This window comes from Bacillus paranthracis (genome assembly GCF_024296885.1).
GTDB lineage: Bacteria > Bacillota > Bacilli > Bacillales > Bacillaceae_G > Bacillus_A > Bacillus_A paranthracis.
In genome coordinates this window covers 3465291-3479838 of the sequence record NZ_CP101135.1, presented here as the reverse complement: position 1 = coordinate 3479838, position 14548 = coordinate 3465291, and the positions used below count along the sequence as shown (strand labels likewise).

Here is a 14548-nt window from a genome sequence, read left to right as displayed (position 1 = left end):
TATAAAAGGCGGTTGCTTGAAAGTATGTAAGCAATCGCCTTTTATGGATTATTGAAAAGGATAAATAGTTTTACCTGTAATAATTTTATATGCGCTGCAAAATTGGTTTTGTATATACTCTGTATCTTTATTTTCTAGATGTAATGTTGTTTCTTGGAGAGCAGAATGAAAAGAACGTAGTAAACAATTTAAGGCGAAGTATAATTCTTCTTGTGAACAATTGTGTTCTTTTGTAGCAGTAGCTAAAATGAGGTCTTTTGTCAAAGATGAAAAATTGATAGTGGATTGTTTCATAGTTAACTCATCCTCTCGAAGGTATTTTTAATCATGTATATGCGGAATTGGACAAACTATGTTCTTTTTTATTTATAATTTCATGTACCGTAATGAAAGAACTTGCAATCATGCCGTTAAAATTGGTAAGATTGGATATAATCAATAGATGGAGTACATTACATAAAGAGAGTTGAATGATATGGGAGAAGTGCAACGTGAAAAAGTTGCTGTCATCATTGGACCAACTGCTGTTGGGAAGACGAAGTTAAGTATTGATCTTGCCAAAGCGTTAAATGGTGAAATTATAAGTGGAGATTCCATGCAGATTTATCGTACGATGGATATTGGAACCGCAAAGGTGACGAAAGAAGAGATGGACGGAATTCCACATTATATGGTTGATATAAAAAATCCAGAAGAATCATTTTCGGTTGCCGAATTTCAAGAACGTGTTCGTAAGCATATTCGCGAGATTACAGAGCGTGGTAAATTGCCGATTATCGTTGGTGGAACTGGTCTGTATATACAATCTGTTTTATTCGATTATCAGTTTACGGATGATGCTGGTGATGCTATATACCGAGAACAAATGGAAAAGTTAGCATTAGAACGTGGTGTGGAATATGTACATAAGAAATTACAGGAAGTAGACCCAGAAAGCGCTGAGCGTATTCATGCAAATAATGTACGCCGTGTCATTAGGGCGTTAGAAATTTTCCACACGACGGGTGAAAAAATGAGTGATCAACTTGAAAAACAAGAAAACGAGTTATTATACGATGTTTCCTTAATTGGCTTGACAATGGATCGTGAAATGCTATACGATCGCATTAACTTACGAGTTGATATAATGATGGACCAAGGTTTATTAGAAGAAGTAGAAGGGTTGTATAATCGAGGGATACGAGATTGTCAATCTATTCAAGCGATTGGGTATAAAGAGATATATGATTATTTTGAGGATCGTGTCTCTTTAGAAGAAGCGGTATCACAATTAAAGACGAATTCACGTCGTTATGCAAAACGTCAATTAACGTGGTTCCGTAATAAGATGGATGTCACATGGTTTGATGTTACAGACGGTGAAAAAACGTCAGAAATTTTACGATACATAGAAGGAAAGCTACAACTAAAGTCGAATAATAGTAAGTAGAGAAAAAGAGGAGGATTCGACATGAAGCAATCAATCAATATTCAAGATCAGTTTTTAAATCAACTCCGTAAAGAGAATACGTTTGTTACGCTGTACTTATTAAATGGTTTCCAGCTTCGTGGATTAATTAAAGGATTTGATAATTTTACAGTCCTACTGGAAACAGAAGGTAAGCAACAGCTTATTTATAAACATGCAATTTCTACATTTGTACCACAAAAAAATGTTTCAATTGAATTAGAATAGTAATGAATTATTGTACATAACAAAAAAGAGCGAAATTTCTCGCTCTTTTTTTATTTGCTATAAACAATAAATAGTGAAATTTAAGCGATTCTAAATACAGTTAGACGAATGTTAGTGTTTCCTGTTGCAGGGATCGTAATCTCGTTAAGAGTAGATTGGACAGAAATGTTTGCTCCTGCAGCTAATGTTTCGATTGTAGTAAATGAAAGTGAGTCGCCTATTAAATTTGAAGAGAAGTTGTCAGTTGCGACTGCTCCATTTATTGAAATTCCTACTCCGAGTGGCGCACATCCTGGTGCAGTTGTAGAGATGGATACGCTAATTACATAAATACCACCGTTGATAACTGTAACTGTGTCTGTGCCATTAAAGATAATATTATTTACGTTAATTGCAGTACTGAAGATAAAGTTATTAAATTGTAGTACTGTTTGTTGAATGTTGTTTGTTACAACAATTGTTGCTATAGGGAAGCTAGGTCCAGTAGGCCCAGTAGGTCCGGTAACTCCTATACCAGTAGCGCCCGTTGGCCCTTGAACACCTTGAGGTCCAGTAGCGCCAGTAGCGCCCGCCGGTCCTTGAGCACCTTGAGGTCCAGTGGCACCGGTAGCACCTGCCGGTCCTTGAACGCCTTGAGGCCCAGTGGCACCAGTAGCACCCGCCGGTCCTTGAACGCCTTGAGGCCCAGTGGCACCAGTAGCACCCGCCGGTCCTTGAATACCTTGAGGTCCGGTAGCACCTGTATTACCTTGAGGTCCCTGAGGTCCAGTAGGTCCAGGAGGCCCACCAGAAGGTCCAGTAGGTCCGGTAACTCCTATACCAGTAGCACCCGTTGGCCCTTGAACACCTTGAGGTCCAGTGGCACCAGTAGCACCCGCCGGCCCTTGAGCACCCTGAGGTCCAGTAGCGCCGGTAGCGCCCGTGTTACCTTGAGGTCCAGTAGCGCCGGTAGCACCAGTAGCACCTGTGTTACCTTGAACGCCTTGAGGTCCAGTAGCGCCGGTAGCACCCGCCGGTCCTTGAGCACCTTGAGGTCCAGTGGCACCAGTAGCACCTGTGTTACCTTGAACACCTTGAGGTCCAGTAGCACCAGTAGCACCCGCCGGTCCTTGAATACCTTGAGGTCCGGTAGCACCAGTAGCACCTGTATTACCTTGAACGCCTTGAGGTCCAGTAGCACCAGTAGCACCTGTATTACCTTGAACGCCTTGAGGTCCAGTAGCACCGGTAGCACCCGCCGGCCCTTGAGCACCCTGAGGTCCAGTAGCGCCGGTAGCGCCCGTGTTACCTTGAACGCCTTGAGGTCCAGTGGCACCAGTAGCACCTGTGTTACCTTGAACGCCTTGAGGTCCAGTGGCACCAGTAGCGCCCGCCGGTCCTTGAATACCTTGAGGTCCAGTAGCGCCGGTAGCACCCGCCGGTCCTTGAGTACCTTGAGGTCCAGTAGCGCCGGTAGCACCTGTGTTACCTTGAACGCCTTGAGGTCCAGTAGCGCCGGTAGCACCCGCTGGTCCTTGAATACCTTGAGGTCCAGTAGCGCCGGTAGCACCCGCTGGTCCTTGAATACCTTGAGGTCCAGTAGCGCCGGTAGCACCCGCTGGTCCTTGAATACCTTGAGGTCCAGTAGCGCCGGTAGCACCTGTGTTACCTTGAACGCCTTGAGGTCCAGTGGCACCAGTAGCACCTGTGTTACCTTGAACGCCTTGAGGTCCAGTAGCGCCGGTAGCACCCGCCGGCCCTTGAACGCCTTGAGGTCCAGTGGCACCAGTAGCACCTGTGTTACCTTGAACGCCTTGAGGTCCAGTAGCGCCGGTAGCACCCGCCGGCCCTTGAACGCCTTGAGGTCCAGTGGCACCAGTAGCACCTGTATTACCTTGAACGCCTTGAGGTCCAGTGGCACCAGTAGCACCTGTATTACCTTGAACGCCTTGAGGTCCAGTGGCACCAGTAGCACCTGTATTACCTTGAACGCCTTGAGGTCCAGTGGCACCAGTAGCACCTGTATTACCTTGAACGCCTTGAGGTCCAGTGGCACCAGTAGCACCTGTATTACCTTGAACGCCTTGAGGTCCAGTGGCACCAGTAGCACCTGTATTACCTTGAACGCCTTGAGGTCCAGTGGCACCAGTAGCACCTGTATTACCTTGAACGCCTTGAGGTCCAGTGGCACCAGTAGCACCTGTATTACCTTGAACGCCTTGAGGTCCAGTGGCACCAGTAGCACCTGTATTACCTTGAACGCCTTGAGGTCCAGTGGCACCAGTAGCACCTGTATTACCTTGAACGCCTTGAGGTCCAGTGGCACCAGTAGCACCTGTATTACCTTGAACGCCTTGAGGTCCAGTGGCACCAGTAGCACCTGTATTACCTTGAACGCCTTGAGGTCCAGTAGCACCCGCCGGCCCTTGAGCACCCTGAGGTCCAGTAGCACCAGTAGCACCTGTATTACCTTGAACGCCTTGAGGTCCAGTGGCACCAGTAGCACCTGTATTACCTTGAACGCCTTGAGGTCCAGTAGCACCCGCCGGCCCTTGAGCACCCTGAGGTCCAGTAGCGCCGGTAGCGCCCGTGTTACCTTGAACGCCTTGAGGTCCAGTGGCACCAGTAGCACCCGCCGGCCCTTGAGGTCCTTGAGGTCCAGTAGCGCCGGTAGCACCCGCCGGCCCTTGAGGTCCTTGAGGTCCAGTAGCACCCGTGTTACCTTGAGGTCCAGTCGGTCCAGGAGGCCCACCAGAAGGTCCGGTCGGTCCTGTAACTCCTATACCAGTAGCACCGGTAGCGCCAGTAGCCCCTGTATTACCTTGAGGTCCCTGAGATCCGGTAGCGCCAGTAGCGCCCGTATTACCTTGAGGTCCTTGAGGTCCAGTGGCCCCAGTAGCCCCAGCAGGTCCTTGAGATCCGGTAGCGCCAGTAGCGCCCGTGTTACCTTGAGGCCCTTGAGGTCCAGTGGCCCCAGTAGCCCCAGCAGGTCCTGTGTTACCTTGAGGTCCGGTAGCACCAGTAGCGCCCGTGTTACCTCGAGGTCCGGTAGCACCAGTAGCGCCTGTGTTACCTTGAGGTCCAGTGGCGCCAGTAGCGCCCGTGTTACCTCGAGGTCCGGTAGCACCAGTAGCGCCCGTGTTACCTTGAGGTCCAGTAGCACCAGTAGCGCCTGTGTTACCTTGAGGTCCAGTGGCGCCAGTAGCGCCCGTGTTACCTTGAGGTCCAGTGGCACCAGTAGCGCCCGTGTTACCTTGAGGTCCAGTGGCACCAGTAGCGCCCGTGTTACCTCGAGGTCCGGTAGCACCAGTAGCCCCCGTATTACCTTGAGGTCCAGTAGCACCAGTAGCCCCCGTATTACCCCGAGGTCCGGTAGCGCCAGTAGCACCGGTAGCCCCTGCTGGCCCAGTAGGTCCAGTAGGTCCTTGAATGAATGAAGCAGAATTAACTAGAGCGGTTTGTAATGCTGCGATTAATTTAAGAAGCTCTTGAAGTGTGCAAGGGTCAATTCGGAATAGTTTTGTAATGGATAGTAAATAGTTAATTAGATTTTGAAGCTCGATAAATACAGCGCTTGCTACGAAAGTTGGATTTTTTAATATAGTTATTAAGTTTTTAATAATAGCTAACCCTTGTGCTTTCAGGGAGGAAGTAGCATCTAGTGAACAAATAAATTTACTTAGTAGGTTCAATGTATCAATTAGATCTTCAATATTTTGGGGAGATGGATTTGCGAAAAGTTTTGGGATTATTTTTGTTAAATCGATAATGATTGCGCGGAATGTTCTAAGTTGTGCCTTAGTAACTGGGATTGATGGAGTATTTGGAATTCGTCCAGCGCTACTTGGAAAGCATGGTTTGGAGAATTTGTTCTGACTGTCGTTATAATGAGACATTAAATCTCTCCTTTCTAATGAGGATATGAACGAAACTCATCATAGTAGATGCAAAAATTAGTTAAATGGTCATAGTAAAATCGTTTGTTTGAAGAAAAAATAGAAAAAACGCCTTATAATAAGGCGTTTTTTCTATTTTCTGCGTATTGATAATATCGTTTTAGTGAAATCTTTGATTTGAAGCCAGCTAGCTTTATAATTTCTGACTCCGGAGTTTCTTTTTTTATTAAGTTTAAAATATAGGTGTTACGAAAGTGTTGTCCTGAGATTCCTTTGCGTAAATTAGCTCTGGATACTTCAAGGCGAATCATTTTTTGGATAGCGATTTCTGTTAATCCCTTCGGTGCATCATTTTCGTATACCCATCTATATGTTCCGCGATTAAAATCGAATGCGACAAATAATGGGTCATTACTATGATATTTTGGACGAACGGGTTCGGGGATGCTTTTGTAATAAGTATATAGTTGTTTTTTGTCTTCGCTAGTTAAAGTAATTGTTCTTTCTACTCCTGCAGTTGCAGGTATAGATAATGTGTTAGTTTCAAAGTGGACGTGATGCATAGTTAATGCTGTAAGTTCCTGTAAGGATAATCCATAGTCAATTAATAAATTTAAAATAGCGATATTACGATCCATCAATAAAGGGCGTACAGGACGTTGTTTTTCTGAAAGTCCTTCTAATGAAGTGACTATATGTTTTAATCTTTTTTCTTCATCAGATGAAATGAAATCTTCATTGCGGAGTGTGCGGTCTGGTTGAATAGAAATTTCCATGTTCTTTAATGGGTTGGGAATATTTAGAAAGTGATGCATTCGATTTAATACAATGAATACACGGTGCATCGTTTTCTCTGAGTAATGTCGATTCTTTTTTAAGTCGGAAAAGTAATCTTCGTAGTCTTTTGTACAAAGTGTAGCCCATATATTACTGGAAGGGAGCTTTTTGTTTTTTTCTAACCAATGTCCGAAATCTTCAATGTCATAAACATAACGTTTAATGGTTGAAGGTTTTCGGCCTTTATTCAATAAAAAAATAGAAAAGGCTTGTATTGTATCATGGAATTCCGTTGTCTCCATAGTCCCACCACCTTCATTATTTCTTTTATTATAGCAAACTTTTCTGAAAATAGTCATTTGCAAAGGAGACAAGAATAATAATATTTGGTGAGTGGATAAAATGAGGTGATTGTATGGAACAATCGATGCGAAAGAAAAATAATAATCAAATTAACATTGTGTTAAATCATCGAAAGAAAATTTCTTTACCGGCTGCAGAAAATAAAACAGTAATTTCAAATGAAACTACTACGAAACATGAGATGCTGCAAAGAATTGAAGAAGAGATGGGAAAACTCGTTGGGATGGATGATATAAAAAAGATAATAAAAGAAATATATGCTTGGATTTATGTGAATAAAAAAAGACAAGAAATAGGATTGAAGTCTGAGAAGCAAGTACTCCATATGTTGTTTAAAGGCAATCCGGGTACAGGGAAGACAACTGTTGCTAGAATGATAGGAAAATTGTTATTTGAGATGAATATTCTATCAAAAGGGCACTTAGTTGAAGCTGAACGTGCAGATCTTGTAGGAGAGTACATCGGTCATACGGCTCAAAAAACAAGAGATTTAATAAAAAAAGCAATGGGGGGAATTTTGTTTATTGATGAGGCTTATTCATTAGCACGAGGGGGAGAAAAAGATTTTGGAAAAGAAGCAATTGATACGCTCGTAAAACATATGGAAGATAAACAACACGGTTTTGTATTGATTTTAGCTGGATATTCCAGAGAGATGAATCACTTTCTTTCATTGAATCCAGGACTGCAATCTCGTTTTCCGTTTATAATTGAGTTTGCGGATTACTCAGTAAATCAGCTGTTAGAAATAGGGAAGAGGATGTATGAAGAACGTGAATATCAGTTATCGAAAGAGGCTGAATGGAAATTTAGAGATCATTTACATGCTGTAAAGTACTCATCGCAAATTACATCCTTTAGTAATGGACGATACGTCCGGAATATTGTTGAAAAATCGATTCGTACACAAGCTATGCGGTTGTTACAAGAGGATGCGTATGATAAATATGATTTGATTGGAATATCAAGCAGTGATTTGATGCTTGAAGAGGAGACGCACAGTACGTAAGCTGTGCGTCTGTTTTTCTGTATAAGTGCTTCTATTATTTTTTTGCTTTTTCTTGATAAGATTTATGGAATCGTTCCATTTTAGCACTTTTTTCGTGTGCGGAATTAGGGTCGTGTCCAATTTGACCTACTGAGCTTTTTTGAGCCCCTTTATTCACATGGTTTGTCATTTGTATTCACCTCGCTTTGAGGATTAGTATAAACATTCTGTAAAGAAAAACTCATTAGAAAAGAAAAACCCCTTTACGATTTGTAAAGAGGCTGGATTGCTATTTATGCATTGAACGTTCGTTTGTGTCGATGCGTCTATGCGGTAAATGCCATTTGTAATGAATAGAAACCATGCGGAAGCAAACAATTAAAATGAATAAGGTGTATAGAGCCCAATCGCTAACAATAATTTGAGCGCCGATTAAGAAACCTGCCAGAATCGTCCAAAAAGCATATACATCAGCTCGAAGAACGAGAGGTTTTCTACGGGCTAAAAGATCGCGGATAATACCGCCTCCAATGCCAGTTAAAACGGCTGCTACGATTGTAGCGCTAATTGGTAAATTTAATTTTTGAGCGTATAATGCCCCTTGTACGGCAAATGCTGATAAGCCGATAGCATCAGTGATGTTTTCCCACTTTTTCCAGTGTCTAATTAATTTATTTGGAAAAAGAAAAATAATCGTCATTGATAAAAGTGCGATTTGGAATAACATGTCTTGTTGCCAAAACGCGACAATCGGATAACCGATTAATAAATTACGAAGGGCACCTCCCCCAAATGCGGTTGCCATTCCTAAAATATACACCCCGAAAATATCATAATCCTCTTCCATTGCAACAATAGCCCCGCTTAATGCGAAAGCAATTGTGCCTATGATGCTAAAAATCTCCCATGCCATGAATTTTCTCCCCCGCTAACTAGATGAAATGTGCTTCCTCTGCTATTATATTAGAAGGTTTAAATTTCGAAAAGGATGAGTGAACATATTTGATGGAAGAAAAAGAGAAAGTCATATTAGTGGGCTGTCAATTGCCGCAAGATGATGATGAAAAATTTATGCATTCCATGAAAGAACTTGCATCATTAGCGAAAACTGCACGAGCAGAATTGTTAGTGTCTACAACGCAAAAACGACCGAAGTTTCATCCGGCGACTTATATAGGTAAAGGTAAATTAGAAGAGCTTACAATGTTAACTGAAGAACTAGAACCGGATGTTATCGTATTTAATAACGAATTAACACCGAGTCAAATTCGGAATTTATCCGCAGTATTAGATGCGAGGGTAATTGATCGAACGCAACTCATATTAGATATTTTTGCGCAACGTGCGAAGTCGAGAGAAGGGAAGCTTCAAGTAGAATTAGCTCAGTTGCAATATACAATGCCGCGTCTTATGGGGCAAGGATTGTCTTTATCACGTCTTGGTGGTGGTATTGGAACGAGAGGGCCAGGTGAAACGAAACTTGAGACTGATCGTCGTCATATTCGAGCGCGCGTTGATGAAATAAAGAAGCAACTTGCAGTTGTTGTGGAGCATCGAAAAAGATATCGTGAAAGAAGAAAAGATAATAAAGTATTCCAAGTTTCATTAATAGGATATACGAATGCGGGAAAATCTACACTGTTTAATAGATTAACGGAAGCTGATACGTTTGAAGAGAATTTGTTGTTTGCGACGCTAGACCCGACGACAAGGAAGATGCCGTTACCTTCTGGTTATACAGTATTACTAACTGATACGGTTGGTTTTATACAAGATTTACCTACGTCATTAATTGCTGCATTCCGTTCGACGTTAGAAGAAGCTGGTGAAGCGGATGTTATTTTACATGTTGTGGATTCTGCAGATCCTAATTATGTAGGGCATGAGAAAACAGTAAAACAATTATTGTCAGAACTCGAAATAAATCATATTCCTATTATTACGTTATATAATAAAAAAGATGAATTACATCAAAACTTTATTCCGTTTCCGAAAAATGACTTCTTAATGACTAGTGCTTTTGAAGAAAAGGATCTATTACATATAAAAGAAGCGATAGAAACGAAAATGAAGGAAGAAATGAATCGTTATCAAGTGGAGATTCCTCCGAGTGAAGGTAAGTTATTAACTCTATTAAAGACGGAGACGCTATTAACAAAAATGGAGTTTTTGGAAGATAAATTTGTATATGATTGCGCGGGGTATATTTTTGCTCATTCATCGCTTAATGTACAATTAAAGAGATTTTTAGTGGAAGAAGGAGAAAATAAAAATGTTTGATCGTTTGAAAAATGGAGAAAAAATTGCTCCAATCGTAAAAGAAGTAGAGAGCCAAATTACAGAAGTACATAAACGTGCGGATGAAGTAATTGAAAGTAATCAGTTTCGTGTGTTAGAAAGTTTTCGTAAACATAAAATTAGCGATTCACATTTTATTCCAACGACAGGTTACGGTTATGACGATATTGGTCGTGATACGTTAGAAAAAGTGTATGCAGATGTATTTGGAGCGGAAGCTGGTCTTGTTCGTCCGCAAATTATTTCAGGTACTCACGCAATTTCAACAGCGCTATTCGGTATTTTACGTCCGGGAGATGAGTTATTGTACATCACTGGTAAGCCGTATGATACGTTAGAGGAAATTGTTGGTGTACGCGGAAAAGGTGTAGGGTCATTCAAAGAATATAATATTGGTTATAATGCAGTTCCGCTTACTGAAGAGGGGCTTGTTGATTTTGGAGCTGTTGCGGCTGCCATTCATAGTAATACGAAAATGATCGGTATTCAGCGCTCAAAAGGTTATGCTACTCGTCCGTCGTTTACTATTTCTCAAATTAAAGAAATGATAGCGTTTGTTAAAGAAATTAAACCGGATGTTGTCGTGTTTGTAGATAACTGTTATGGTGAGTTTATTGAAGAGCAAGAGCCATGTCATGTTGGTGCAGATTTAATGGCAGGTTCGCTTATTAAAAACCCGGGTGGGGGAATTGTTAAAACTGGTGGTTACATTGTTGGTAAAGAACAGTATGTTGAAGCGTGTGCATATCGTTTAACATCTCCAGGAATCGGTGCGGAAGCAGGGGCATCTTTATACAGTCTGCAAGAAATGTATCAAGGTTTCTTCTTAGCGCCGCATGTAGCAGGACAAGCGCTAAAAGGTGCGATTTTTACAGCTGCATTTTTAGAAAAGTTAGGAATGAATACATCACCAGCGTGGAATGCACCAAGAACGGATTTAATTCAATCTGTTCAATTTGATGACAAAGATCGCATGATTGCATTCTGCCAAGCAATTCAATATGCATCCCCGATTAATTCTCACTTCACTCCATATGCTAACTATATGCCGGGGTATGAAGATGATGTAATTATGGCTGCGGGAACTTTTATTCAAGGTGCAAGTATTGAATTGTCAGCTGATGGTCCAATTCGTCCGCCTTATGTTGCTTACGTACAAGGTGGGCTAACTTATTCGCATGTGAAGATTGCGATCTGTTCTGCAATTGATGCATTAATTGAAAAAGAATTATTAACAATTTCTTAAAGGGAAGCTGTCGATTTCGACAGCTTTTTTTCGTGTGAAAGTAATGATTTATTGCATTAGAAAAAAGAATGAAAAAACTTTTAAAAAAATCATGTAAGAAAAGCTAACATCTATTGACATCAAACATAACATGGTATAAAATGAGAAGCAGTTAAGGCGAAGGAGGAACTGAAACGATGAAAGAAGATAGACGTTCTGCCCCGCTGTTTCCTATTGGTATTGTTATGGATTTAACACAATTATCTGCACGTCAAATTCGCTACTATGAAGAGCATAATCTTGTTTCTCCAACCCGTACAAAGGGGAATCGTAGATTATTTTCATTTAACGATGTAGATAAGTTGTTAGAGATTAAAGATTTATTAGATCAAGGCTTGAATATGGCTGGTATTAAACAAGTGTTACTAATGAAAGAAAATCAAACAGAAGCAGTGAAAGTAAAAGAAGAAACGAAAGAAATTTCAAAAACTGAGCTTCGCAAAATACTTCGAGACGAACTACAACATACAGGTAGATTTAATCGAACTTCATTGCGACAAGGTGATATTTCAAGGTTTTTTCACTAAAGAGAACTGATTCTGAAGGTGTTTAGAGGGACTAAGGAGGAATTTATAATGGCTAGGTACACAAAAGAAGATATTTTCCGTTTGGCGAAAGAAGAGAATGTAAAGTATATACGTTTACAATTTACGGACCTTTTAGGAGTAATTAAAAACGTAGAAATTCCAGTGAGCCAATTAACAAAAGCTCTTGATAACAAAATGATGTTTGATGGATCTTCTATTGAAGGTTTCGTACGTATTGAAGAATCTGATATGTACTTATATCCAGACTTAGATACTTGGGTGATTTTCCCTTGGACAGCTGAAAAAGGTAAAGTAGCTCGATTGATCTGTGATATTTACAATGCAGATGGCACTCCATTTGAAGGGGATCCACGTAACAACTTAAAACGTGTATTAAAAGAAATGGAAGCTTTAGGATTCTCAGATTTCAATCTTGGACCAGAGCCAGAATTCTTCCTATTCAAAGTAGATGAAAAAGGAAATCCAACATTAGAATTAAACGATAACGGTGGATACTTCGACCTTGCGCCGATGGATCTAGGGGAAAACTGTCGTCGTGATATCGTTCTTGAACTTGAAGAAATGGGCTTTGAAATTGAAGCGTCTCACCATGAGGTTGCTCCAGGGCAGCACGAAATTGACTTCAAATATGCAAATGCAATTCGTTCATGTGATGACATTCAAACATTCAAACTTGTTGTAAAAACAATTGCTCGTAAACACGGTTTACACGCAACATTTATGCCAAAACCATTATACGGTGTGAACGGTTCAGGTATGCACTGTAACTTATCACTATTCAAAAATGGTGAGAACGTATTCTATGATCAAAACGGTGACTTACAATTAAGTGATGATGCTCGTCACTTCATCGCAGGTATTTTAAAACACGCACCAGCATTTACAGCGGTGGCAAACCCAACTGTAAACTCTTACAAGCGTTTAGTACCTGGATACGAAGCTCCTTGTTACGTAGCATGGTCTGCACAAAACCGTAGTCCATTAGTACGTATCCCTGCATCTCGTGGTATTAGTACACGCGTAGAAGTACGTAGTGTTGACCCAGCTGCAAACCCATATTTAGTAATGGCTACATTATTAGCAGCAGGTCTTGATGGAATTAAAAACAAATTAACTCCACCAGCTGCAGTAGATCGTAACATCTACGTAATGACAAAAGAAGAGCGCGAAGAAGCAGGTATCGTTGACTTACCAGCAACATTAGCGCAAGCTTTAGTTACATTACAATCTAACGAAGTAATTAGTAACGCATTAGGAGATCACTTACTTGAGCACTTCATCGAAGCGAAAGAAATTGAGTGGGATATCTTCCGTACGCAAGTTCACCAATGGGAACGCGACCAATATATGTCTCTTTACTAAGAGGTTCAAACCCTTGATACAACTGGTATCAAGGGTTTTTTATTTTCCTCTCGTCATAACCTTATGTGGTTGTAAAATGAAAAACAGCCACAAAAAAGCCACAAAAAACACCAAAAAAAATTCTACTCTAAAACATTACTCATATACTTTTCAAATTCAGAAATTGAGTCTTTATTAATTTTATCACTAATATGTGAATAGACATTGGATGTCATTTCGATGCTTTTATGACCTAATCGTTCTTGTATATATTTTAAGTTAGCGCCTGATTCTAATAACAAAACAGCATGTGTATGTCTTAAAGAATGGATATCAAGACTAGGTATGTTAACCTTTTTCAAAATTCTTGAAAAGGCATTAAATAAAGTTGATTTTGGTAAGAAATTACCGTCTGTTCGGGTGAAAACTAAATCTAAATTATGTTTATAACTTTCTTGTAATACTAATTTATTTTCATTTTGCCATTTCTTATGGTTTAACAAATCTTTAGCGAGTGGAGCTGGAATCATAATTGTTCGTCTGGATGAAAATGTTTTTGTATCACCGAATAGTTCTTCTTCATCTTTTGCTGTGAAATCTAATGTCTTTGTAATATTTATCGTTTGTTCTTTAAAATCAATATCACTCCATTGAAGTGCCGCAGCTTCACCTTTTCGCATTCCAGTATTGATAAGTGTCTTAAAAAAGATATAATAGATATAATTATATTGATAAGATGCTTTTAAGAATCGTGGAATGTCTTCTGTACGCATATACTTGAGACCTTCCTCTTTTTTTTGATTTTTATTTGAGATTACAACATCATCACAAGGATTTGTTCCAATCTTTTTTAAGCTAACAGCCTTACACATTGCATTATTCATAGTTCGATGAATTATTTTTACAGTTCCCTTGCTGTATCCTTGATCAGTGAGATGATTAATAAAGTTTTGGTACATCATCGGTTTTAAATCTTTTAAATTAATATTTTTAAAGTACGGGATGATGTGTTTTTCAATGTTTCGTTTGTGTAGGATGAACGTGTTTTTTCTTACGGTATTTTCTTTGTACACTTTAAGCCAATCTTCTAAAAAGTACTTTAAAGACGTTGGAACATTTTCAATTTCGAAACCATTCAATATCCTTTGCTCTTCTTCAGCAGCCGCAATTTGGGCTTCTTTTTTTGTTTTAAAGCCACGTTTAGTTTTTTCTTTGTATTGGTGAGTATAGGGGTCTTTGAACTTAATCCTATATTGCCAGCCATTGCTTACTTTTCTAAAGCTAGCCATAAGAAACCTCCTTTTCATGTGTTTAAGCTGATATACATTTGTGTATACCGTGTACATTAACTGTAATTGAATAATAGCATGATGACCTAATAATTGTAAAAGGTAATAA

Annotated in this window: 13 protein-coding genes; 7 read left to right on the top strand and 6 right to left on the bottom strand. The window is 40.3% G+C overall.

Annotated features, from left to right (window positions below; translation table 11 throughout):
* Positions 1–48: 48 nt before the first annotated feature.
* Positions 49–294, bottom strand: a complete 246-nt coding sequence (locus tag NLJ82_RS17905; protein WP_000814415.1) for a hypothetical protein — start codon at positions 292–294, stop codon at positions 49–51.
* A gap of 181 nt (positions 295–475) precedes the next feature.
* On the opposite strand from NLJ82_RS17905, the gene miaA reads away from it, so the two are divergent.
* Both miaA and hfq read left to right on the top strand, forming a co-directional pair.
* Positions 476–1429 carry a tRNA (adenosine(37)-N6)-dimethylallyltransferase MiaA gene (gene miaA / locus NLJ82_RS17900; protein ID WP_000504941.1) on the top strand — a complete coding sequence of 318 codons (954 nt, stop codon included), beginning with the start codon at positions 476–478 and terminating at the stop codon, positions 1427–1429.
* A 21-nt stretch (positions 1430–1450) separates the two neighbouring features.
* On the top strand, positions 1451–1675 hold the full coding sequence (gene hfq / locus NLJ82_RS17895) for an RNA chaperone Hfq (protein WP_000813896.1): 225 nt from the start codon (positions 1451–1453) through the stop codon (positions 1673–1675).
* 80 nt (positions 1676–1755) lie between these two features.
* On the opposite strand, the gene NLJ82_RS17890 is transcribed toward hfq, so the two are convergent.
* Both NLJ82_RS17890 and NLJ82_RS17885 read right to left on the bottom strand, forming a co-directional pair.
* Complete coding sequence (locus NLJ82_RS17890; RefSeq protein ID WP_254754546.1) at positions 1756–5550, bottom strand: Gly-Xaa-Xaa repeat protein; 3795 nt, start codon at positions 5548–5550, stop codon at positions 1756–1758.
* A gap of 113 nt (positions 5551–5663) precedes the next feature.
* Positions 5664–6629: a tyrosine-type recombinase/integrase gene (locus NLJ82_RS17885; protein ID WP_000450313.1), complete on the bottom strand. Its 966-nt coding sequence runs from the start codon at positions 6627–6629 to the stop codon at positions 5664–5666.
* Positions 6630–6742: 113 nt separating this feature from the next.
* Here NLJ82_RS17885 and spoVK point away from each other — a divergent pair, with 113 nt between their 5' ends.
* Positions 6743–7699, top strand: coding sequence for a stage V sporulation protein K (gene spoVK, locus NLJ82_RS17880; protein WP_000438181.1), 957 nt, complete (start codon positions 6743–6745; stop codon positions 7697–7699).
* A gap of 34 nt (positions 7700–7733) precedes the next feature.
* On the opposite strand, the gene NLJ82_RS28670 is transcribed toward spoVK, so the two are convergent.
* Both NLJ82_RS28670 and NLJ82_RS17875 read right to left on the bottom strand, forming a co-directional pair.
* Entirely contained in the window at positions 7734–7868 is a 135-nt protein-coding gene (locus NLJ82_RS28670) for a hypothetical protein (RefSeq protein WP_000181496.1), read from the bottom strand.
* Between the two features lie 99 nt (positions 7869–7967).
* The gene (locus NLJ82_RS17875) at positions 7968–8591 is read right to left on the bottom strand and encodes a trimeric intracellular cation channel family protein (protein ID WP_000312265.1); all 624 of its coding nucleotides are present in this window, start codon (positions 8589–8591) and stop codon (positions 7968–7970) included.
* Positions 8592–8683: 92 nt separating this feature from the next.
* On the opposite strand from NLJ82_RS17875, the gene hflX reads away from it, so the two are divergent.
* The 4 genes from hflX (at position 8684) to glnA (ending at position 13171) form a co-directional block, all read left to right on the top strand.
* Positions 8684–9958, top strand: coding sequence for a GTPase HflX (gene hflX / locus NLJ82_RS17870; RefSeq protein ID WP_000391389.1), 1275 nt, complete (start codon positions 8684–8686; stop codon positions 9956–9958).
* On the top strand, positions 9951–11222 hold the full coding sequence (locus NLJ82_RS17865; protein WP_000460296.1) for a methionine gamma-lyase family protein: 1272 nt from the start codon (positions 9951–9953) through the stop codon (positions 11220–11222). The genes hflX and NLJ82_RS17865 overlap by 8 nt, the downstream gene beginning before the upstream one ends.
* A 176-nt stretch (positions 11223–11398) precedes the next feature.
* The gene (glnR, locus tag NLJ82_RS17860) at positions 11399–11788 is read left to right on the top strand and encodes a transcriptional repressor GlnR (RefSeq protein WP_000656783.1); all 390 of its coding nucleotides are present in this window, start codon (positions 11399–11401) and stop codon (positions 11786–11788) included.
* A 48-nt stretch (positions 11789–11836) separates the two neighbouring features.
* On the top strand, positions 11837–13171 hold the full coding sequence (gene glnA, locus NLJ82_RS17855; protein ID WP_000135330.1) for a type I glutamate--ammonia ligase: 1335 nt from the start codon (positions 11837–11839) through the stop codon (positions 13169–13171).
* Between the two features lie 122 nt (positions 13172–13293).
* Here the strand turns inward: glnA and NLJ82_RS17850 are convergent, their stop codons facing one another.
* Positions 13294–14439 carry a site-specific integrase gene (locus NLJ82_RS17850; protein WP_061184856.1) on the bottom strand — a complete coding sequence of 382 codons (1146 nt, stop codon included), beginning with the start codon at positions 14437–14439 and terminating at the stop codon, positions 13294–13296.
* Between the last annotated feature and the right edge of the window lie 109 nt (positions 14440–14548).